Source organism: Pedobacter nototheniae (assembly GCF_004335085.1).
GTDB lineage: Bacteria > Bacteroidota > Bacteroidia > Sphingobacteriales > Sphingobacteriaceae > Pedobacter > Pedobacter nototheniae.
This window is the reverse complement of sequence record NZ_RQRS01000003.1, coordinates 245,620-268,344: the sequence shown is the minus strand read 5'-3', so window position 1 is coordinate 268,344 and position 22,725 is coordinate 245,620. Positions and strand designations below refer to the sequence as shown.

Below are 22,725 nucleotides of genomic sequence, written 5' to 3'. Positions count from 1 at the left end.
TGTAGCTTTTTTTTAAATTAATTAAAAACTAAACCATTATACACGTGGGCTATTCATAGCCGAGAGCATGTTACCGTAAATTGCATTAAGTGACGACAAGTTTTTAGCTAATTTGTTCACTTCTTCTTTAAACTGTTTCGAATCTTCCATTGATTCGTTGAAGTTTTGCATAGTAAGTGATAAATTTTGATAGAACTTATTCATCGATTTTAAATGTGCGCTTGAATCTTGTAATTCTAATTCATAAACTGCATTTAAAGCTGATAAGTTTTTAGCTAAGTTATTTACCTGATCGTGATAAGCCTGAGAATCTACATTGCTTTCTCCCATAGCTTTTAAATTAGCTGTGGCTTTTTCAAAAGAAGCGCTTAAGTTATCAAAACCGGCAGAAGCAGTTTTAACTTTACCAGTAAATTCATTTGTAGCAGCAGATGCATCAGCAACATTAGAAATTGCAGCAACTTTATCACCGAAAGTACGTAAACCTGTACCTAAGCTTTCAATTAATTCAGGACCGATTTTAGCATCCGAAAGCATTTTATCTAAAGCAGCTGTATTTGATGAAGTAGCAACAGCAGCAACTGGTCTAGCAGAAGCTGTTGGTAACTCGCCTTTATAATCTTCTCTTAACTCTGGATATACCCTTTCCCAAGCTGGTTCTGGCTCAGGAGGGAAGAAACCCGTTAAGAAAAATAAGATGGATTCTACACCAAGACCAATACCGATCATATAATTACCCAATATCCCGCCTATGTGCAAAATTTTAAATAATGCCCCAATAATTACAATACTTGCTCCCCAAGAAATCGCTACGTGTAACCAGCTTGGTTGTTTTTTTCCTGCCATAAAATTTTAATGTTTTTCTAGTTTTTAGTTTTGGTTTTTTAGTTTCTCAGATCTGTTCCCGGGTATGAAGAAACACATCTAAAGCCGATATATGATCTCTGCTGATCCTGATATTCGTAAGTTGAAACTGCATTTTGAAGGAAATATCCTGTGTCTTTCCAAGATCCACCTTTTACTACTTTACGTTTCAAATATTTACTATCATCTTTCCCAGCTACATAGGTAAAGTTAGGATTCAAATCGTGCAATAAAGGACTTGCAGATTTGTTGTAAGCTGTAATTGTCCATTCAGAAACGTTTCCAGCCATGTTATACAAGCCATAATCGTTAGGGAAATAAGATCTTACACCTACTGTGTAAATACCACCGTCGCTTGAATAATCACCACGACCTGGTTTAAAGTTGGCTTGTAAACATCCTTTTGTATTTCTGATGTAAGGACCTCCCCAAGGATATTTTGTTTTGGTATTACCGCCTCTGGCAGCATATTCAAATTCAGTTTCGGCAGGTAATCTGTAATCTAATCTTGAGCCAACAGGCAATTTTCTAGCCGTTGCCACACCGTCATAAAGTTTGGTGCGCCAGTGCGAAAATGCCTTTGCTTGCTCCCAACTTACGCCTACTACGGGATAATCATCATATGAAGGGTGGTTGTAGTAGCCACGAACCATTGGATCATTTTGCGAGTATGAATAATCTGTTTTCCAAACCATTGTATCTGGATAAACCGCAATAACATATCTATCAATATAATCCTGGCGTTTGCTATTTGGATCTTTATGGCCAAGGGCAGCTTTATCCATATTTAGCTCAGCATAAGCATATTCGAATTTACGAACGTCGAATTCTTTTCTTCCTGGTAAAGCATCTAAACCTGAATAATACATACCATCGAGCTGACTGGCTTGTGCACCAGCTGTTGCACCTCTACCTCTATTACGCCAAATATTTGCGCCATTTGGCCCAACCTTTCTCCAATCAATATATTTTTCGCCACCCAAGCTCGCTGCTGCACCGTTTCTTGGCGTAACTGTAAACTGAGCAGGCATTCCCATCATAGTTACAGCGATAGAATCGCGTACCCAGTTGGTAAACTGACGGTATTCGGCATTAGAAATTTCGGTTTGATCCATGTAGAAAGCACTAATTGTTGTCATTCTACTTGGTCCATTTTGAGAAAATGTAATATCCTCATCAGATCCACCAAGAGGAGTATGACCTGGAGGAACATAAACCATTCCTAAAGGGATCCTGTTGTTTTTAAATTTCCGGTTATAAGCACCTACTAACTCGCCCTGGCCTCCATGACCGCAACTTGCCAGTAACCCACTTACAGCCACAATAGCTAGAAGGTAAATTTTCTTCATATTTTTATAGTGTGTAAAACACAATTAGGATCTTTTTTTTATCAAAAATCACTGAAATTATCAACAAAAGCAAATATTTTATTTTAAAATCGCCAGTAAGAGGAAATAATTCAAATTAAAATCTTTCTTCCTATCATTCTCGTTACAATAAATTCGTAACCATGTAATAACTATAAAATTACGAATTTATTGCAACGACTTATAATAAAAGTATTATTTGTTAGATACCTTAATGTAATTTTCAATTGCCATTGTCATTGAAGGTACTCCAGGAGTTGGCGCAGCTATATCGACAATTAAGCCCATATCGGTAGCTGCTTTGCTGGTATTAACGCCAAAAGCTGCAATACGGGTATTATTTTGCTGAAAATCGGGAAAGTTTTTAAATAGCGACTGAATACTTGAAGGGCTAAAGAATGCAATTACATCATAAAAAACTTCAGCAAGATCAGATAAATCACTTACAACTGTTCTGAATAAAACTGCTGGTGTGAAATTGTAGCCGCTTTTTTCAAGAAAATTCATGGTATCCTCTGTTGCTACATCCGAGCAAGGATATAAAAATTTCTCATTTGCATGCTTTTTCAACACTTCTGCCAGATCAGCAGCGGTTTGTTTTCCAAAAAAGATTTTACGCTTGCGGTATTGGATATATTTCTGAAGATATAAAGCGATGGTTTCTGACAAGCAGAAATACTTTAAATCTACAGGTACATCATACCTCATTTCTTCGCAAATGCGAAAGAAGTGATCAGCGGCATTACGGCTCGTAAAAATTACGGCTGTAAAATCGGCAAGGTTAATTTTATCTTTTCTAAAATCCCTTGCAGGTACACCCTCTACATGAATAAAGGATCTAAAATCAACTTTAAGGTTGTGTTTTTTAGCCAAATCAAAGTAAGGAGATTTTTCTGTTTCAGGCTTCGGTAAAGTAACTAAGATACTTTTTACTTTACGAATTCTAGCGTCATTTTTTTCTTGCATTTTCCTTTTTCCTGCTACAATCCTATCGTTTTAATTAGTATTAAAATAGGACATATTTCGAGGGCGCAAAAGTACAAAATTAAATGCATTCTAGAAAACTTATTATTAGAAAGAATCGTTATACCTGCTCTTAATAGCTGAAAGGTAAATATGACCCCTAACAGTAAGTATGCCAGTACGATATATACAACGCCATATTTTAATGGTGAAAGGGCAAAAGCAACTACTAAAGGAATAAATAATAACGATGCATTAAAATAACTTAAATATAATATTGAGATGTATTCTCCAACAGGTTTTTGCACATTAAACAGGTAACCAAGGAATCTTAAGATAATCAGTTTCAATGCATAAAAAACAATTATGAGAATGGAGATGGTGAAGAAAAACTTAAATCCCTGCTTCACTTGGTACATATCATAATATTGGGCCACGAGGAAAAAAAACATTCCTAAAATAAAGCCAAACTGAATAAAAAGCAATAAAAAAGGCCAGGAACTAAAAAGGTTATCTTCCTTGTTAATATTATTTAAAACCCTGTTACTAAAAAATGATTGTACAATAGCTGATAATTGTTTAGAAAAGGCATTTTTAAGAATCGCAAAAATCAGTAGCATAATAAAGATGAAACCTAAAAGCCAAACATTTCCCTTCGGTATTGCGTGCCCCAATTGATAAGGATTTTCCTTCTTTTTTAAGTGCTGATATTTCTTTTGCCAAGCCAACAAATCAAGGGTAGGAAATAAATATTCTTTTTGAACGCTATCCAGCAAAGCATTTTTATTTATCGCACTATCTGGCAAAACCCAAGTGTGTTTTATGATGGAATCGGTAACGATTTTTTGCCTAATAAGCTGAGCTGAATCTAATCGATAACGCCTATATTGATATTTCTGAACTATGGCACTATCAGAAACTGTGGAAATTTGTTGCCCATCAGCAAAATTTGCACACCATAAAAAAGCAAATAAGATGAATATAAATTTAGGCATTCAAACAGTTAAAAATTAAGGAAGCAAAAGTACTTGAATATTTATTGTTTACGCAAAAAATAAGCCCATTTAATTGTGTTTAATCATACCTTGTTAATAAAATCAGTTTTATGGCTAACATTAGAGTTTTGCAATGAACCTTTAACCATCAAAACATTATGAAAAATGCTATGTTTTAAAATATAAAATACCATAAAATTATGTCAACCTTAAACGAACATAACAGTAAAGTTGTTGTATTGGATTTCTTAAATGCCTTAAATGCTGAAGATTTTGATCTTGCAAAGGAACAGTTAGATGTAAATATGACCTTTAAAGGTGTAATGGGCGAGCGCACTGGCGCTGGTAATTACATCGACGATATGAAAAAAATGAAATTCAAATACAGCATTCAAAAGCTTTTCCTAAACGATGATGACGTTTCAGTTTTCTACGATATTAATATGGGCGAGAAAACCATTTTTGCTTCAGGTTGGTATTCACTAGAAAATGAAAAAATTAAATCTATAAAGGTTTTGTTTGACCCAAGGCCGTTGCTTTAGGACTGTAGTTTGAATGTTTATTACTGGCACTAAAACTAAATGAGTTTCATTCCACGCCAATTACATTAGTGCACTTTAATATTTTTAGACCTCATGCCCCTTTGAGATTTTGAAATAAAACCCTTTATAAGCTCTACCAATTGGTATTTTCAAATCGTTATTAAGGAATACATATGATCGCTGAACTGCCTTAATTTGATTTATGGATATAATAAATGATCTGTGGATACGCGTAAAATACCCCGTCCACATTAATGAAGCTAATATCTTTGATAAAGATGTATGGACTAAAATATTTGTTTCATACAAATGAAATTTGATATATCTGCCTTGAGCTTCAATGGCAATAATATCGCTAAGAAAAATCTTGAATAATTTATCTTTTTCTTCCACTTTTCTAACAAAAATAAAATTTTCATTTTCCTGTTTTATACCTATTTCAGTTGTTTGTTTGGGAAATAATCTTCCCAGCATTTGTGAAAAATTTTGTTGAGAATAGGGCTTAAGCAGAAATGCATCGGCATTCATTTGGTAAGAATTAATAGCATGTTCTGTGTGAGCCGTAATAAAAACTAACTTCTGTGCCTTATGCCTAATTAATGTAGCCAAATCAAGGCCACTCATCTCCGTCATTTCTATATCAATAAAGATAATGTCTATCATTTGTTTCTTTAAAACAAAATCTAATGCTGATTTCGGGCTATTAAAAGTTTTTAACAGATAAAGATTTGCCTCTAATTCGATATAATCTTTTATAATTTCTAAAGCGAAAAAATCATCGTCAATCGCAACACAAACATATGGCATTCCTAATTACATTAATTGGTTAGCGGGATGCGTATGTTAAGTTATACATTATTAGTTAATTAAACAAACACAACATATTTAAAATTTGCCGTTCATGACGTTAAAGTAGTTGCTTATGCAAGTAATATGGTTGTATAGATGAAAGTTTTAATTAATAGATTTTCGCATCTAAATTGCTGATAATTAACCTAATAATAACTTTATAAATTTAAAAATGAAAAACTCTTTAAAAACCATTTATCTACTATTTATTTTTACAATCATTTGCATAAATGGCTGTAAAAAGAATGAGAATTCCAAATCGGAAGGGAATTCTCTTGAATCTACACAACAAAAGTCTTTACCAGATAAATTCAGGTTGGCAAATTATGGATTAGACGTTATTAAAGAAAATGGAAAGTTTTTTTTACGATCCAAAGGTGTAAGTACGCCCATTTCGGAAAAAGAATATCAACAAATAACAAAAATAGTAAGTCAGTATCAAGTGCCAAGCGCAACTAATAACTCGATCTCAAAAAATGCCTTAGCCACGACTGAATCTTATTTAGATAATCCATTAGATCTCACTGTAGTTATTTTACAGAGTATAGCAGTAAAAATTCTGGCTCCTATCCTCGAAAATATGGTTCTTTTTCACCCAACTACCGATGGTAGGTATTCATTAGCAGGCCTTGGTTTACTTCTCCCTTCTTTAGAATTACAATCGACATATGATTTAAAACAAAGGTTCATCAATACTGATGAAAATACAACAATACATGCCTTACATTACAAAAGGAAAGTAGGTCCATCAAAGGGTCTTATCTTTTTTTTACATGGAAATGCCGGAGAGAATCTTACATTTAAGCCTGCTGCAGAAAAGTATGTTCAGGATAGTGGATATGATCTTGTTATGATGGATTACAGAGGTTTTGGATTGTCTACAGGTACTCTTACTAATAAAGAAGAATTATTCAATGATACGGAAATTGTATATCAGGAGGTGTCGAAGGAATATGTAGGTGTACCTATTGTGGTGATTGGCTATTCGCTCGGGACAGGAATTGCAGCTCATCTGGTTGCTGAAACAAAAACTAAACCTTCTGGTTTGACTTTACTAGCTCCATATTATGATATGTATAGCGAGGCACTTTCCATTCTGCCGATTTTAGGCCTTATTCTTAATGAGCAAACCAAGCAGTATATGAATTTTAATATTGAAACGAGTAAATACCTTCAAAAGGCTACCATACCTGTTCAAATTTTCCATGGAAAAAAAGATGTTACTATTCCTTCAATTCATTCAGAAATGATTAAAAAGGAAAATCCTAACGTTGTTGTAACATATTTAGACGATGCAGATCATCAGTCAATTTTTAAATATTGGACCTGGTCGAAGAAGCCATAAACATTTAAATTAATGATGTTAAATAAGAATAAGTACAAAATTCTGGCATAACGTGCAGATAAGTTTGATTTGCAGAAGCCAAAATTAAAGAACAATAAAAGATTATAGCTCGTAGAAATACGGGCTATAATTATTTAACAGATATTCAAATTATCAAGACAATCTTTTTTATCAACTCCCACCTTATGATGTGGTTATAAAAACTAGCAATTTCCCCATAATCCATTCTTACGATTCAATAAGAACAGCAGTATACAATGCCAATTTATCTTTATTTTCGTCAATTAATTCAATTAACAAAGTATATTAATACTATAAATTTATTGAAAATAAACATTTTAAAAATATATCTTTTTTCATACAGATATATGTTATTGATCTTATCTTGGTATAAAAATCTAAAAACTCTCAATAAAATTGAGATGAAAAACGTAATCGATGGCCTTATGGATAAAGATACAACACTTGAATATTGCATTGAGCCTAATACACCCGCACTTACAGGCAATTCTTATAAAGATGGCCTAAGAGCAGCAGTTGTTGCGGATATGTGTTTGTAAAATTGGGAAAGAATAACTTCGTAATGCACAAAAGTAAATTTACAATAACATTTATCATTATGTTATTCTCAATTCAGGGTCTGTATAGTCAAACTCTGAATCGCAAAATCAATGGACTATTAATTAATCAATTGCCTTATAAATATGCTTATTTAGTTGATCTTAACAGAAAAGGTATTACTATGAGTCCTATCCTTAATAAAAAATTCCATTTTGATGTTAAGCAAGATGATGATTTTGAATTAAGGAAACTGTTCCTATCAGGAGATTCTACAGAAAATTTCGATACCTATTTGCAAAAATCAAGAGAGAGAACCCTTGATGAAAGACTTCTTGCTATAGACAGTGATGCTGAGATTTTTATAAGAATGGATGTTAATGGAGCAACAGTTAAGGGGGGTAAATATAATTCAGATATTGAAGATATGAATGCAACCATTCAAAACAAAGAATATCTAACCTTTTTTACAAACCATCCTGATTCACCAATTTCATTAATGTTTATAAATGTTTTATTATCGATCAATAGCTCCTTTTCTTTATTAAAAAAAACAGATTTTGAACAGTTTTTCAGTAAATTATCGATAAAACTGAGAAATACAGAAAAAGGAAAAGAGGTTTCAAAAAAAATTGAAGCAATATAAGATGCCATCATGAAAAGAGGTTTCAATTTATGTGGTTATAAAAACCTCTAATTCATCATAAACAGGTAAAATCAATTCAAAGCGAATTACATTCGCAATATAACGCATAATATTATCTCGTATCTTTGCAGGAATGTCCGGTATCTATATCCATATTCCTTTCTGTAAAAAAGCTTGTCATTATTGTGATTTTCATTTTAGCACTTCTTTAAAGTATGCTGATGAAATGGTAGAAAGCATTTGCAAAGAAATTAAGTTAAAAAAAGATCGGATTAGCGGCCAAGTTGGGAGTATTTACTTTGGTGGTGGTACACCTTCTATCCTACCGGAAGCCAGTTTGCAAAAGATATTCGATGCTATAAATCAAACCTTTTCGGTTAGCGCAGATGCAGAGATTACGATTGAGACTAACCCAGATGATTTAACTGCACAAAAATTAAAGGAATTAAAGCAGTTGCCTGTTAACCGTTTTAGTGTTGGCATTCAATCTTTTTATAACGAAGATTTAATTTGGATGAATCGGGCGCATAATGCTTTAGAAGCAGAAGATTGCATAAAAAGAAGTCAGGATGCAGGTTTTGAAAACCTAACACTGGATTTAATTTACGGCTATCCCCTATTAACCGATACAAAATGGCTTTCTAACATTCAAAAAGCTATTGAGTTACAAGTTCCACATATTTCTGCTTATGCATTAACTGTTGAACCAAGAACGGCGCTGGCTCATGCCATAAAAAACAAAAAACAAATTCCGGTAAGTGATAATCAAAGTGCAGCTCAATTTATAATTCTGATGGAAAAATTGATTGAAGCAGGTTTTGAGCATTACGAAATTTCGAATTTCGCTAAGCCAGGTTGTTATGCTATCCACAACACCAATTATTGGAAAGGGATAGATTATATAGGTATCGGCCCATCTGCCCACGGTTTCGATGGTTACAACAGATACATGAATCCCGCAAATAATGCGCAGTACATAGAACTTTTAAATAGCAATAAATTACCGGAAACTGTTGAAGAATTAAGTATTAACGACCGTTTTAACGAGTACATGATGACTTCCCTTCGAACAATGTGGGGTATTAATTTGGATAAAGTAAAAATCGATTTCGGGAAAGATTTCCATGAAGAAACGCTATATAATTTAAAAAGTTTTGAAGAAAAAGACTGGCTGATTAAAGACGGCGAAACACTTACTTTGAGCAAGGAAGGTAAATTATTTGCCGACCACATTGCATCCGAATTGTTTATCATTAATGACTGAATTAACGAGTTTTAAAATTAAAATATATGTCTAAAATTGTATGGATAACTGGCGCATCTTCAGGAATTGGCGAAGCCTTAGTTTACAAATATTTTAAAGCAGGCGATAAGTTAATTATATCCGCACGCAATCGAGATGAATTATTCAGGGTAAAAGGCAATTGCCAAAATTCTTTTAATGTGCATGTGTTGCCATTTGATTTAAGCGAAACAGAAACACTTAGCGAAAAGGCAGAGGCGGCTATTCGTATTTTCGGGAAGATTGATTTACTAATTAATAGCGGCGGCGTAAGTCAACGTTCCTTAGCTTTAGAAACCACTATCCAAATGGAGCAAAAAATTATGGATACCAATTTCTGGGGAACCGTAATTTTAAGCAAAACTGTTTTACCTGTTATGATTGCCAATGGTGGTGGCCAAATTGTTTGCATTAGTAGTTTGGTTGGTAAGTTTGGCACTAAATTTCGCTCTGCGTACGCGGCATCCAAACATGCTTTGCACGGTTATTTTGACTCTTTGAGATCAGAAGTTTATAACCAAAACATAGATATTACCATTATTTGTCCAGGTTTTATGAAAACTAACGTATCTATAAATGCACTTACAGCAACGGGCGAAAACCAAGGAACAATGGATGATGCTCAAAACAGTGGAATGAGTGCAGATACCTGTGCTGAACAAATTATTATCGCCATTAAAAATAAAAAAGAAGAGGTTTATATTGGCGGTAAAGAAACAAAAGCAGTATTGCTAAAACGCTTCTTTCCAAAAATTTTCTCCAAAAAAGTAAGAGAAGCAAAAGTAGTTTAACTTAAAAAGAGCTTTTAAAATTCAAATTAAACCACTGAAAAACAACAGTTTAATTATTTTTATTGTTTTCTAAAAAACCAGTTTTTGCAAGTCCTCGTAAATGAGTTCAAATAACAGAAACTTAAAAAATAGAAATAATGAAAAAATTAATCTTATCAGCAATTGCCGTAGTTACAATGGCATTTACATCACAAGTTTACGCTCAAAAAAATCCGATGGTTGGTGGCGCTGCCATGTACGCTACTAAAGATATTGTAGATAATGCAGTAAACTCAAAAGATCACACTACGCTTGTTGCCGCTGTTAAAGCTGCAGGTTTAGTAGAAACTTTAAAAAGCGCAGGTCCATTTACCGTTTTTGCTCCAACTAACGAAGCTTTCGATAAATTACCTAAAGGAACAGTAGAAACTTTAGTTAAACCAGAAAACAAAGCAACTTTAACTAAAATCTTAACTTACCATGTTGTTGCTGGCAAAATGGGTAGCAAAGAAATTGCTGCAGCAATTAAAGCTGGTAAAGGTAAAGCAGAATTAACTACTGTAGAAGGTGGAAAACTTTGGGCTTGGATGGAAGGTAAAAAACTAGTATTAAAAGACGAAAAAGGTGGAATGAGCACAGTAACCATTGCTGATGTTTGGCAAAAAAATGGTGTTATACATGTTGTTGATACCGTTTTAATGCCTAAATAATTTTAGTCATCCCTATAAAAAAGACGTTTTTGCACATGCAAAAACGTCTTTTTTTATTTCAAAACGAATAACTTTCTGACTTTTTTCGTTTAATTGTCAGACTTTTTTCACGATTTACCTGTCCTTATATATAGATGTAGCTAAATATTTAATTTTGCCTGTCTTAATAATAAGTTAACATGAAATTCGATTTATCTCCAATAGATATAGTTGAAGACATATCTAAAATTGATTTTGAAAAAAACTACTTAAATCCGCGTAAACCACTGGTAATAAAAAACATGGCTAAAAAATGGCCTGCTTACCAAAAATGGACAATGGATTATATGAAGGATGTAGTTGGTGATAAAAGTGTTCCTTTATATGATAGTTCTAAGGCAGATCCATCTAAACCGATAAATGCCGCAGCTGCAGAAATGAAGTTTAGCGATTATATAGATTTGATTAAAGAAATGCCAACAGACTTACGCATATTTTTATTCGACCCTATTAAGTTTGCCCCTAAGTTATTAGAGGATTACATTGCACCAAAAGATTTAATGGGTGGTTTTTTAGATAGCTACCCCAATATGTTTTTTGGCGGTAAAGGCTCTGTAACCTTTTTACATTACGATATAGATTTAGCACACATTTTCCATACTCATTTTAACGGGCGAAAGCATGTAATTTTGTTCGATTACAAGTGGAAAGAACGTTTATATCAAATTCCTTATGCCACATATGCGCTTGAGGACTACGATGTGGAGAATCCTGATTTTGAAAAATTTCCCGCATTGGAAGGTGTAAAAGGTGTTGAAGCCTTTTTGGAGCATGGCGATACGCTATTTATGCCAACAGGCTACTGGCACTGGATGAAATATCTCGATGGCTCTTTTTCAATAAGTTTAAGGGCTTGGGATAAAAGTTGGGCCGTTAAAACAAAAAGCTTGTACAACTTAACCTTGCAACGTAAATTTGACGACTTTATGAAAGCTAATTTCAGAGAGAAATATATGAGATGGAAAGAGGAACTAGCAATTAAAAGAGCAACTAAAGCATTACAAAAAAACTTACCGAGATAGAATGATTAAATGAGTGATTTTTGAATGAGTGAATGTGGAAATTCAATTCATTTGTTACTCAAACTTCAATTATTCAAGATTCAACAATTTAAAAAAGCATGCACCAAAACATCGTTAAAATCCAGGAAAATATTGAACCGCTTAGGCAGCAGATTATTAATCATAAGGTTTATTCTGCAATAAGCGAACTCGAAGATTTGCAAATTTTTATGCAGCACCACATTTTTGCTGTATGGGATTTTATGTCGTTGCTAAAAGCTTTACAAATTAATTTAACGTGTACTACCCTACCTTGGTTTCCTGTTGGTGATGCTGTAACCAGACAATTAATCAATGAAATTGTTGCTGGTGAAGAATCCGATGTGGATGCAGATGGCAATATTAAAAGCCACTTTGAGCTTTATTTGGATGCAATGCAACAATCTGGAGCAGATACAGAACCTATTAATATATTTTTAGCAGAATTAAAAAACGGTAAAAGTTTTAATGAAGCTTTTGAAATTGCAAAAGTTCCGGCGGCAGCAAAGGATTTTGTAAACGCCACTTTTAAAACCATTAACGGTGGTAAAACACATTTACAAGCAGCAAGCTTTACTTTCGGTCGCGAAGATTTAATTCCAGGAATGTTTTTTTCAATGGTAACGGATTTAAATAGTACCAACCCAGAAAAAGTATCCATTTTCAAATACTATTTAGAGCGTCATATTGAAGTAGATGGCGATCATCACAGTCATTTAGCCTTACAAATGACAGAAAAACTTTGTGAAATTAATGATGAATTTTGGAATGAAGCAGAGAATATAACGAAAGAAGCCCTAGAAATGAGGGTAAAACTTTGGGATGCAGCTTACGAGCAAATCATTAGTAGAAAAGTAATCGCGTAACTTTCATTCGTAAAACAACAAATTGTTAACTAACGGCAAAATTTATAATAAGTAATTTTCATCACATTTGTCCGTTGGTATGTTAATTATAAAATAAATTTTACACATTTGTTGTTCGGTTACAAACAACCGATTTAAGCGCATGAGTTTCATTTTAAAACCAGTAGACATTGTTGAGAGTATCACTCCAGAAGATTTCAAAAAAAATTATCTGAAAACAAAACGTCCGTTAGTAATTAAAGGTTTAACAAAAGATTGGCCTGCAAGAGAAAAGTGGACAACTGAATATTTGAAAGAAATAGGTGGCGATTTAGAAGTTCCTCTTTACGATAATTCAAAAGCCGATCCTTCAAAACCAATCAATGCAGCAACTGCGCATATGAAATTTGGCGACTATCTGGATTTAATTAAACGCGAACCAACAGAATTAAGAATCTTTTTCTTTAACCTGTTTAAAAAAGTTCCAAGCTTAATTAACGATGTAAAAATCCCCAAAGATTTAATGGGCGGTTTTATAGAAAGTATGCCAGCAATGTTTTTTGGTGGCTCCAACTCAGTTACCTTTCTACATTACGATATAGATTTACCACACATTTTCCATACCCACTTTGGTGGTAGAAAACACATCATCCTTTTTGATAATAAATGGAAAGATCGTTTATATTGCTTACCAAATGCTACATATGCTTTGGAAGATTATGATGTGGCGAATCCAGATTTTAAAAAATTTCCAGCATTAAACGGTGTTGAAGGTTATGAAGTTTTCTTGGAGCACGGCGATACTTTATTTATGCCAACAGGAATGTGGCACTGGATGAAATATTTAGATGGCTCATTCTCATTAAGCTTACGTGCCTGGGATCAATCCATTACCCGTAAAGTAGCCAGCGTTTGGAGTTTGTTTACACACGGTGCAATTGATAGTTTAATTAAAATGACTTTTAAAGAAAAGTATGCCAACTGGAGAGAGAAAAAAGCAGTAAAAATTGCCGAAAAAGCACTTGCAAAAGGCAAACCATAAAAATATTAACACATAAATGAATGGGGCTTTCGTAAAACGAAGCCCCATTTTTTTTTTAGAGATTAAATTAATTCATCAGTTTATGGAGCACCTTTTCTTATAGAAGAATTATTAACAAATAGATAATTATTTGGTAATCTCATTATAATTTGTTAGACGCTATCTTACAAAGAAAAACTTACTAGTTTAAAATCTAACAACTTAATTTATGAAACACTCTAACGCTCCCAATAAGATCACATTGACTATGATTGGAAAATCATAAGAGCACAGAAAGTTGAGTTTATTGGTAATAAAAATGAGGATAAAATCGATCATTTGAATGAGGGGTTAGAAGGGATTACACCCGCGACTGAGATTACCATATCAAATTTCATTCTTCAACCAACTATTGGTAAGTATTATGCGACAGCAAAAGCATATTTTAATTTTAAAGCTAAAATCATTTGTGAATCTAAACTAAATCCAGTACCAGGAGTGAGCCAAAACCTAACAGCTACGTGTGAAGTATGGAATGTAAATGATATTTTTTAATGAGAACGTTGTTAATATTTTTTGTGTTCGGCTCGTTTTTTACAGCCTGCAAGGTGAATAAAATTCCAGATATGGCAATTATCGGTATCGAAACCAATATTCGTATAGTTGATCGGGGTTCAGGAGCAATTTACGATTCGCAAAATGACACATTGTTAGTAGCAAAGTTTGACAATGCCTTTCTATATCGTACTTCCATAAAGTCAACAATTTACAATAGTAAAGCGATTAACAACGGTCAAATAGAAATATCAGATAATCCAGCAGCCATAAAGTCAAAATCATTTCATCATATGTATTTTGTGCATTATCTAAATAGTAATTCTGGATTAACTTTTGAAAAAGACAAAGGTATCAAAGTCTCAAAATTCTTTAAAGTCGATTCCCTTCTTTTTGAAAACCCTTTATTAAAAGGTGGAAGAGCAGATTTCGACGAGCAAAGCATACTATTTTCTAAGAAGGATATTTCCAAAGGTCTTATCAAAGAAACCTATGTTTATAAATCTAATCTTAATGGAAATTATCCTGATACAACTTACTTAGTTTTTGATCCACATTGGAAGAATAGCTCAAACTACTCTCTCTCTCAAAACATTGACAAAGTAAAAAAAATGAAATTGATTCAGGTATCATCTGTTTATAATCCCACGACTACAGTCCACAATAATAAAAAAATCGAAATGCCTAGAAGAATAATCGATGTTAAAATATTCAAACCAATTTTAAGCAACTTAGATTCAGGGGAAATAAAACAGGCATTTCAAAATTTAAGAACCAAAGGGTAGTAATATGTTTTGCAATACTTTTAAGGGGTTATACATTTCGTAAATTGTGTAGCCTCATTTTTCGTTTACAATATTTTATTGAAGAGCATCACATTATTTTTTTTAAATAATTCCTTTACAAAAAATCTTTATTTCTTGACTAAATTCGCATAAATTAAATTTGCCACATGGTATCAAATATACAAACTGAGAAACAAAAAATGTTAGCTGGTAAAGCTTACCAGGCAGGTGATGCTGAACTATCAAAAGAACGATTAAAAGCTCGTGAAATTATTTTCGAGTTTAACAATTCAGCTCCAAAATTTATTAAACAACGTAAGGAATTGCTAAAAAGATTATTGGGTAAAACTGAAAAAATGTTTTATTTCGAGCCTCCTTTTCGTTGTGATTACGGTTACAACATAGAAATTGGAGATAATTTCTACGCGAACTTTAACCTTGTTATTTTAGATTGCGCTAAAGTGAGCATCGGCAATAATGTTTTTATTGCACCAAATGTAGCTATTTATACTGCTGGCCATCCTATTCACCCGCATTTAAGAGATCAGGAATATGAATGGGCACAGCCTATTACCATTGGGGATAGCGTATGGATTGGTGGTAACGTGGTGATAAATGCAGGTGTAACCATTGGCAGCAATACCGTTATCGGCTCTGGCAGTGTAGTTACAAAAGATATTCCTGATCATGTTTTAGCTGTAGGAAATCCTTGTAAAGTGATTCGACAAATTACAGATGCCGACAAAGATTTTTATTACAAAAACTTTAAACTAGAAGAAAAATCTGATTTATAAATCAATTTCGTGCAACTAGATATAATTTTTAAACGTCTATATTCCAACACCCTAATCTATGAGACGATTTTACATTATTTCTAGCTTAATTTTAATTAGCCTACAAATACACGCACAATATATTGCTAAAAGCCAGGCAGTAGCAGATATTGATTTTTACGATAAAACTTTACGCGAAGTTCATTACAATCCATTTCTTTATGTGAGTGAGGCGCAATATTTAAAAAAGATAGATAGCTTGAAAAACAATCTTCCTGATTCTATCGAAATTAGACCCTTTACTTTAAAAATGGGTGAATTAACCAGTGTGATAAAAGATGGTCATACTACCCCATCTCTTATCCAATCGGCATTTCAAGTTGATTTTCGCAAGAAAATATTTTTTCCCTTTAGCTTTGTTGCCGATAAAAAATCAAACGTTTATGCGCTCACTAGTTTTCAAGGAACGGAAATCCCAAAAGGCGCTCAAATTATTTCTATAAATGGCACTGATTTAAGTCAGTTTTACAAAAAAGGAGCCACATTAATTGGAGGTATAGAAGCCTATCGGCAAGAACTGGCAATTAAATTACTCGGCTACAATTTATACCTATCGGGAATTAAACCGCCATTTAATGTGGAATACATTTATAACAAACAAAAACAGCAAAAAACCATTGCTGAAGGTACAATTCTTAAAGATTTACTTGGCAACGCTTTCCCTTCAATTTTAGGAAAATCATACACTTTCAAAATCATAGAGAATAAGGTTGGCTACATCGATTTAATTTCAATGGGAAGCAACTATAAAATCTTTAACAAATTTTTCGATTCCTGCTTTAGTGAAATCCGAACCAAAAAAGTAAATACTGTAGCCATCGACTTGAGAAAAAATACTGGAGGTAATTCCATTATTGCCGATTTATTAATCAGTTATTTTAACAAGGATAAATACATACTATCTGCAGCCAAATACTGGAAAATAAGTGATACTTATAAGAAAAGTATTATAGCCAATGGCGATACCAGCAGTACTTATTTAAAAAAGAATAGTAATACCATTTGGGAATTTATAAACTGTGATGCCAAAGACCCTATGTTTATTACAGATACAGTTTTTAATGGCAAGGTGTTTATAATTACCGGGCCAATGACTTTCTCTAGCGCAAATATGCTGGCAGATGGCGTTAAAACCTTTAAAATGGCAACTTTAATTGGCGAACCTACAGGCGAAAACACAAGTGATTTTGGTGAGGTTTATAGATTTAACCTTCCAAATAGTAAAATAATGATGCAAGTAACCACATCTTTTGATTTAGGTGCAGATTGTAAAGACAAAACGAAGCATCCTGTTATACCAGATAAACTAATTAAAACAACCTATTTGGATCAAATTAATGGCATTGACCCTGTGATTAATTATTTGCTTAAACAGTAAATTTATGAGCTATGATCTACCACAACTTTCCATTCTCCTTTTATCTTTTTTAAAAGAAGGGTAAAAAAGCCTTTTGGCTCATCTTTTTCTCTTTTCAAATTCCAGCTCCCTAAAACGAAGGCTACATCTTTATTTAAAAATTCTACTTTTTTTATTCCAAAGGTTAAATAACCCATTGCAGCTTTATCAGGATAACCTCGTTTATAGTTATCTAATGTTTTTTGCCATCCATAGGTTGGTCCACTTTTGCCAACAAACAATAAGCTATCACTTTTTACATAGCCTTGCATATAACTTTCAACATCACCCTTATTCCAGGCTGCCCGTTGGTTTTCTAATACATTTAGAATAGCTTGCTTATCTTTTGGCGTTTGTGCCTGAACGCTTAAACCAATAAAAAATAAAGCGATGGTTAATAGTTTTTTCATTGTTGGATTAGTTTAGAATAAAAGTGCATTTAATTTCTCAAAAACTTAAGAAACTGTTTAAATTATCAATGAAATTTAGGCAGATCCTGAACGGTATTTTTCTTGTTGTAAATTTTTCGTTGTAAAAAAATTTAAAACGAAAAATTTACAACAAGAAAATCACATGAGTTTAAAGCCTGTTTAAGTTTTAGGAAACTGCTTAATTTGTTTAATTATCTTCTTGTGTAGAGAAGCCGTTTTCTCCATGCTTTTCAGGAGCCAAAATTATACTATAAAAAATTTGATTTAAATTCAAACAGCTTCAATTTTTGTAAAATTGATTTTACGCTTTGCTTTTTTGCGTTAGGGATTGTAAGGGTTTAGTACCAATTTTTTATTGGTACCGCAGCGAAGCGAAGCCCTAAAAAGCCCGACCGTTCCCGATTTTTCATCGGAGCGGTAACGCTCAAATCAATAGTTTGCATTTTCGCTTTATGCTTTAATCTTTCCTCTCTAAATATGACACCACGCTTAAATTAATCCACTACCAAACTTTTATCTTCGATTATCCGTTTATACAAGCACATGAGAGGTTTTCGTTTTTCTGATTATAAGCCTGGCGATACGCCAAAGGGTGGATTTGATGAGTTGTTGAAATTATTCAGCGAATTGCTGAATTATACAGCGGGTGATGCAGCGGAAGCTTTAAGCTGGTTAAATGAGCTAGATAAGCAATATAAGCTCACCAATAACGATTATGGCATCGGTAATTTTATAGATGATTTGAAAGAAAAGGGTTATTTAACAGAAGATAACCAAACTGGAGATTTCAAAATTACGGCTAAAACTGAACAAACAATTCGTAAATCGGCATTGGAAGAAATTTTTGGCAAATTAAAAAAAGCTGGAAAAGGAAACCATAATAGCAACCAATCTGGCATTGGCGAAGAGAAAAATGCCGATAGACGAGAATATAATTTTGGCGATAGTTTGGATCAGATTGATATGACGGCGTCCATTCACAATGCACAAATTAATCATGGTATTGGTAATTTTACCTTAACAGAACGTGATTTAGAGGTGGAAGAAAAGGATTTTAAAACCCTAACTTCTACTGTGTTGATGATTGATATTTCGCACTCCATGATTTTATATGGCGAAGATAGAATTACGCCTGCTAAAAAAGTAGCCATGGCTTTAGCCGAACTCATTAAAACCCGCTACCCAAAAGATACGCTTGATATTGTTGTGTTTGGAAATGATGCCTGGCCAATAAGTGTTAAAGATTTGCCTTATTTACAGGTTGGCCCTTACCATACCAATACTTATGCTGGTTTGGAGCTTGCCGCAGATTTACTACGCCGCAGGAAAACACATAACAAACAAATTTTTATGATTACTGATGGAAAACCAACCTGCTTAAAGGAAAATGGTAAGTATTATAAAAATAGTATGGGTTTGGATCGTAAAGTGATTAATAAAACACTTAATATGGCCGCACAATGCAAGCGATTAAAAATTCCAATTACAACATTCATGATCGCTAAAGACCCTTATTTGCAGCAGTTTGTTCGCCAGTTTACCCAAATTAATGGAGGCCGAGCATTTTACAGTTCATTAAATGGATTGGGCGAATATATATTTGAAGATTATATTAAAAACAGAAAAAGAACTGTTCGATAAATTTTAAACCAGTAATGATTAAACGCACTAATAAATACCAACTTATTTTAAAAGAAATAGCCTTAGCAAAGGAAGAAGATATTAAAAATGAACCTTTAGAGTTTGAATTTGACAACCATGATAATCTTTTTGAAATTATTAAGACTATCAAAAGCAAAAATATTTTTGAAGACGACCAGCAAAGTGCTGAATTTGCCATTGGGCTTAAAATGTTTAGCGAAGTGATGATTAAAAATAGAGATAATCCACTTTTTACTGAGCTTTTTCCAGTATTTGGCTCTTTTATGCGCAAATTAAAAAGCCACCAATAATTAGAAACGCCCTTTAATACAAAAAAATCTGTATGGATATTAAAACATTAGGCCAGTTAAAGGCTACAAATTATACATCAAGAAGCGTTAAGGATGAGTTAAGAGAAAACTTAATTAAACAACTACGCGATAATAAAGCAGAGTTTCAGGGCATTATTGGTTACGATGAAACCGTGATTCCTGAATTGCAAACAGCAATACTATCACGCCACAATATTTTACTTTTGGGTTTACGCGGACAAGCAAAAACAAGAATTGCCCGTTTAATGGTCAACCTTTTGGATGAATATGTTCCTTACGTAGCTGGAAGCGAGATTTTTGATGATCCTTTAAATCCAATCTCCTGGTTTGCCAGAAATGAGATTGCCACAAAAGGTGATGACACAGAAATTGCCTGGTTGCACCGCAGCGAGCGCTATACCGAAAAACTGGCTACACCAGATGTTACCGTTGCCGATTTAATTGGAGATGTTGACCCAATTAAAGCCGCTACCTTAAAACTTACTTACAATGATGAACGTGTAATCCACTTCGGGTTAATTCCGCGTGCACATCGCAGCATTTTTGTTATTAATGAGCTTCCTGATTTACAGGCCAGGATTCAGGTTGCGTTGTTTAATATGTTGCAGGAAAAGGATATTCAAATCCGCGGCTTTAAATTGCGCTTACCTTTGGATATTCAGTTTGTATTTACTGCAAACCCTGAAGATTATACCAATCGTGGAAGTATTGTAACGCCATTAAAGGATAGGATTGAAAGTCAGATTTTGACTCACTACCCTAAAAGCATAGAAATTTCCAGAAAGATTACTTTTCAGGAAGCTAAACTATCACCAGAGCAAAAAGCAAATATTGAAGCCGATGGACTGGTAAAAGACTTAGTGGAGCAAATTGCTTTTGAAGCACGTAAAAGTGAATACATTGATCAAAAATCGGGTGTATCTGCGAGGCTAACCATTTCTGCTTACGAAAATTTAATAAGCACTGCAGAAAGAAGAATGTTAATTGCTGGCGAGAAAAATACTTTTGTACGTTTATCTGATTTGGCTGGAATTATTCCTGCAATTACAGGAAAGATTGAACTGGTTTATGAAGGCGAACTGGAAGGCCCAGCACATGTTGCAACAACCTTAATTGGTAAGTCCGTAAAAACTTTATTTGCACGTTACTTTCCTGATCCCGAAAAAGCTAAAAAAAGCAAAACCGCTAATCCTTATACAGAAATTAGCGAATGGTTTACTGAAGGAAATGATTTGGATTTAACTGATAGCCTTACAAACATTAAGTATAAAAAGGCTTTAATGAAAGTGCCGGGTCTTTATGATTTAGTTAAGAAATTCCATCCTAAATTAAGTGAAAACCAAACTTTACTTTTAATGGAATTTGTATTGCATGGATTGGCAGAATACTCTCAGCTGAGCAAAAACTTTTTAAACGGAGGCTTTGGTTTTAGTGATATGTTTGGAAGCCTTTTTAATGCCGAGTTTGATGAAGAAGAAGATGAAGACGATTTAAGATAATACATTATTAACAGAAATAATTTAATTTAGGCAGGCCAAAAACCTGCCTTATTTTTTAATATTAAACCAATAAATCCTGTAAAATGGGAAGATTACCCTTAATAATTGTTGCTTGTATATTTATCATAGCCTTTGATGTTTACTGTTACAAAGCTATCATCGCCGTTTTTAAAAAGTGGAAACCAAAAACTAAAAAAGCATTTTGTATTTTATACTGGGGCTACAGCATTTTACTGATTATAGGTGTTTTTTGTGGCATTTATTTAAATCTCTTTTTAACATTAAGGGCAATTATTTTAGTTGCATTCTTTTTAACTGTAGCTTGTAAATTAGCCATGCTCCCATTTTTATTGGTAGATGATTTAAGAAGAGGAATTATAAAGCTTACCAGATCTGCCAGGAAAAAAGAAGTACAAAAAACCGAAAATGTTCTACCAACAAACGAAGCAGAACCAATTTCAAGATCAGAATTTTTAGTTAAAGCGGGTTTGGTGGCAGCGGCAGTTCCATTAACCTCATTAAGCTGGGGCATTATTTCTGGCGCTTATGATTATCAGGTAAGAAAAGTTGATTTAATTTTACCCAACCTTCCAAGGGCTTTTGATGGCATTAGAATGGGGCAAATATCCGATATTCATTCAGGCAGTTTCTATAACAAAACAGCTGTTAAAGGTGGTGTAGAAATGTTGTTGGCAGAAAAAACGGACTTTATCTTCTTCACCGGCGATTTGGTAAATAACCTAACGAATGAGGTTAAAGATTATCAAGATATTTTTGCTAAAGTTAAGGCCCCACTCGGTGTTTTTTCTAGCTTAGGAAACCATGATTATGGTGATTATTACTTTGGTAAGGAATCTTCTCCTGCAAAAGTAAAAAACCTGAAAGATATGGTTGATGTACATAAAATTATGGGCTACGATTTGCTTATGAACGAAAACAGACGTTTAAAAGTTGATGGTGAAGAAATAGGAATTTTAGGGATTGAAAACTGGGGGATGGGTCGATTTCCTAAATATGGTAAAATGGAACTTGCCGTTAAAAATACAGATGATTTACCTGTAAAACTTCTGTTAAGCCATGATCCTTCGCATTGGCGTGGAGAAGTGCTGGAAAAATACCCTCAAATTGATGCCATGTTTAGCGGTCATACACATGGCATGCAATTTGGCGTTCGCTTAAAAGAATATCAATGGAGCCCAATTCAATATATTTATAAAGAATGGGCGGGCTTATATAGAGAGAAACAACAACAACTTTATGTTAATGTTGGTTACGGGTTTTTAGGCTATCCTGGTAGAGTTGGCATTTTACCGGAGATTACAATCTTCACCCTAAAGAGAGCTTAATTAATTATTGAAGGACTGAATTATTGAATGAGAGAATTATTGAATGAAGGAATTATTGAATGAGAGAATTT

The 22,725-nt window shown here is 33.6% G+C and carries 24 protein-coding genes; 18 read left to right on the top strand and 6 right to left on the bottom strand.

Annotated features, from left to right (window positions below):
- Positions 1 to 36 precede the first annotated feature (36 nt).
- The 4 genes from porL to EHC72_RS04685 all read right to left on the bottom strand — a co-directional run bounded on the left by porL (position 37) and on the right by EHC72_RS04685 (position 4,189).
- Positions 37 to 846: a type IX secretion system motor protein PorL/GldL gene (porL, locus tag EHC72_RS04700; protein WP_131536509.1), complete on the bottom strand. Its 810-nt coding sequence runs from the start codon at positions 844 to 846 to the stop codon at positions 37 to 39.
- A gap of 38 nt (positions 847 to 884) precedes the next feature.
- The gene (gene porK / locus EHC72_RS04695; RefSeq protein WP_131536508.1) at positions 885 to 2,213 is read right to left on the bottom strand and encodes a T9SS ring complex lipoprotein PorK/GldK; all 1,329 of its coding nucleotides are present in this window, start codon (positions 2,211 to 2,213) and stop codon (positions 885 to 887) included.
- Positions 2,214 to 2,426: 213 nt separating this feature from the next.
- On the bottom strand, positions 2,427 to 3,197 hold the full coding sequence (locus tag EHC72_RS04690; RefSeq protein ID WP_131536507.1) for a uroporphyrinogen-III synthase: 771 nt from the start codon (positions 3,195 to 3,197) through the stop codon (positions 2,427 to 2,429).
- A 14-nt stretch (positions 3,198 to 3,211) separates the two neighbouring features.
- A complete protein-coding gene (locus EHC72_RS04685; RefSeq protein WP_131536506.1) occupies positions 3,212 to 4,189 on the bottom strand; it encodes a DUF4271 domain-containing protein in 978 nt (325 codons plus the stop codon).
- A gap of 200 nt (positions 4,190 to 4,389) precedes the next feature.
- Here EHC72_RS04685 and EHC72_RS04680 point away from each other — a divergent pair, with 200 nt between their 5' ends.
- Positions 4,390 to 4,731 (top strand): nuclear transport factor 2 family protein, encoded by a 342-nt coding sequence (locus EHC72_RS04680; protein ID WP_131536505.1) that lies wholly within the window; start codon positions 4,390 to 4,392, stop codon positions 4,729 to 4,731.
- A gap of 84 nt (positions 4,732 to 4,815) precedes the next feature.
- On the opposite strand, the gene EHC72_RS04675 is transcribed toward EHC72_RS04680, so the two are convergent.
- On the bottom strand, positions 4,816 to 5,538 hold the full coding sequence (locus EHC72_RS04675; protein WP_131536504.1) for a LytR/AlgR family response regulator transcription factor: 723 nt from the start codon (positions 5,536 to 5,538) through the stop codon (positions 4,816 to 4,818).
- A gap of 214 nt (positions 5,539 to 5,752) precedes the next feature.
- Here EHC72_RS04675 and EHC72_RS04670 point away from each other — a divergent pair, with 214 nt between their 5' ends.
- From EHC72_RS04670 to EHC72_RS04615, 13 genes are all read left to right on the top strand, one after another.
- Positions 5,753 to 6,925, top strand: a complete 1,173-nt coding sequence (locus EHC72_RS04670) for an alpha/beta hydrolase (protein ID WP_131536503.1) — start codon at positions 5,753 to 5,755, stop codon at positions 6,923 to 6,925.
- A 422-nt stretch (positions 6,926 to 7,347) separates the two neighbouring features.
- On the top strand, positions 7,348 to 7,485 hold the full coding sequence (locus tag EHC72_RS22615; RefSeq protein WP_165585762.1) for a hypothetical protein: 138 nt from the start codon (positions 7,348 to 7,350) through the stop codon (positions 7,483 to 7,485).
- Between the two features lie 59 nt (positions 7,486 to 7,544).
- Positions 7,545 to 8,129 (top strand): hypothetical protein, encoded by a 585-nt coding sequence (locus EHC72_RS04665; protein WP_131536502.1) that lies wholly within the window; start codon positions 7,545 to 7,547, stop codon positions 8,127 to 8,129.
- A 133-nt stretch (positions 8,130 to 8,262) separates the two neighbouring features.
- Positions 8,263 to 9,393, top strand: coding sequence for a radical SAM family heme chaperone HemW (hemW, locus tag EHC72_RS04660; RefSeq protein ID WP_131536501.1), 1,131 nt, complete (start codon positions 8,263 to 8,265; stop codon positions 9,391 to 9,393).
- Positions 9,394 to 9,419: 26 nt separating this feature from the next.
- Positions 9,420 to 10,202: an SDR family oxidoreductase gene (locus EHC72_RS04655; protein WP_131536500.1), complete on the top strand. Its 783-nt coding sequence runs from the start codon at positions 9,420 to 9,422 to the stop codon at positions 10,200 to 10,202.
- Between the two features lie 137 nt (positions 10,203 to 10,339).
- A complete protein-coding gene (locus EHC72_RS04650) occupies positions 10,340 to 10,891 on the top strand; it encodes a fasciclin domain-containing protein (RefSeq protein ID WP_131536499.1) in 552 nt (183 codons plus the stop codon).
- 179 nt (positions 10,892 to 11,070) lie between these two features.
- Positions 11,071 to 11,952: a cupin-like domain-containing protein gene (locus tag EHC72_RS04645; protein ID WP_131536498.1), complete on the top strand. Its 882-nt coding sequence runs from the start codon at positions 11,071 to 11,073 to the stop codon at positions 11,950 to 11,952.
- Positions 11,953 to 12,050: 98 nt separating this feature from the next.
- On the top strand, positions 12,051 to 12,836 hold the full coding sequence (locus EHC72_RS04640) for a DUF3050 domain-containing protein (RefSeq protein WP_131536497.1): 786 nt from the start codon (positions 12,051 to 12,053) through the stop codon (positions 12,834 to 12,836).
- Positions 12,837 to 12,978: 142 nt separating this feature from the next.
- Positions 12,979 to 13,857, top strand: a complete 879-nt coding sequence (locus EHC72_RS04635; protein WP_131536496.1) for a cupin-like domain-containing protein — start codon at positions 12,979 to 12,981, stop codon at positions 13,855 to 13,857.
- 318 nt (positions 13,858 to 14,175) lie between these two features.
- Positions 14,176 to 14,391: a hypothetical protein gene (locus tag EHC72_RS04630; RefSeq protein ID WP_131536495.1), complete on the top strand. Its 216-nt coding sequence runs from the start codon at positions 14,176 to 14,178 to the stop codon at positions 14,389 to 14,391.
- Positions 14,392 to 14,444: 53 nt separating this feature from the next.
- The gene (locus EHC72_RS04625; RefSeq protein ID WP_131536494.1) at positions 14,445 to 15,176 is read left to right on the top strand and encodes a hypothetical protein; all 732 of its coding nucleotides are present in this window, start codon (positions 14,445 to 14,447) and stop codon (positions 15,174 to 15,176) included.
- Between the two features lie 167 nt (positions 15,177 to 15,343).
- Positions 15,344 to 15,970, top strand: a complete 627-nt coding sequence (locus EHC72_RS04620; protein ID WP_170311712.1) for a sugar O-acetyltransferase — start codon at positions 15,344 to 15,346, stop codon at positions 15,968 to 15,970.
- A gap of 58 nt (positions 15,971 to 16,028) precedes the next feature.
- Positions 16,029 to 17,387: a S41 family peptidase gene (locus EHC72_RS04615; protein ID WP_131536493.1), complete on the top strand. Its 1,359-nt coding sequence runs from the start codon at positions 16,029 to 16,031 to the stop codon at positions 17,385 to 17,387.
- A gap of 2 nt (positions 17,388 to 17,389) precedes the next feature.
- On the opposite strand, the gene EHC72_RS04610 is transcribed toward EHC72_RS04615, so the two are convergent.
- The gene (locus EHC72_RS04610) at positions 17,390 to 17,815 is read right to left on the bottom strand and encodes a YybH family protein (RefSeq protein ID WP_131536492.1); all 426 of its coding nucleotides are present in this window, start codon (positions 17,813 to 17,815) and stop codon (positions 17,390 to 17,392) included.
- A gap of 564 nt (positions 17,816 to 18,379) precedes the next feature.
- Here EHC72_RS04610 and EHC72_RS04605 point away from each other — a divergent pair.
- From EHC72_RS04605 to EHC72_RS04590, 4 genes are all read left to right on the top strand, one after another.
- Positions 18,380 to 19,477 (top strand): vWA domain-containing protein, encoded by a 1,098-nt coding sequence (locus EHC72_RS04605; RefSeq protein WP_131536491.1) that lies wholly within the window; start codon positions 18,380 to 18,382, stop codon positions 19,475 to 19,477.
- 14 nt (positions 19,478 to 19,491) lie between these two features.
- Positions 19,492 to 19,788 (top strand): DUF3861 domain-containing protein, encoded by a 297-nt coding sequence (locus EHC72_RS04600; protein WP_131536490.1) that lies wholly within the window; start codon positions 19,492 to 19,494, stop codon positions 19,786 to 19,788.
- A 32-nt stretch (positions 19,789 to 19,820) separates the two neighbouring features.
- Positions 19,821 to 21,308, top strand: coding sequence for a P-loop NTPase family protein (locus tag EHC72_RS04595; protein ID WP_131536489.1), 1,488 nt, complete (start codon positions 19,821 to 19,823; stop codon positions 21,306 to 21,308).
- Between the two features lie 83 nt (positions 21,309 to 21,391).
- Complete coding sequence (locus tag EHC72_RS04590) at positions 21,392 to 22,654, top strand: metallophosphoesterase (RefSeq protein WP_131536488.1); 1,263 nt, start codon at positions 21,392 to 21,394, stop codon at positions 22,652 to 22,654.
- The last annotated feature ends 71 nt before the right edge of the window (positions 22,655 to 22,725 follow it).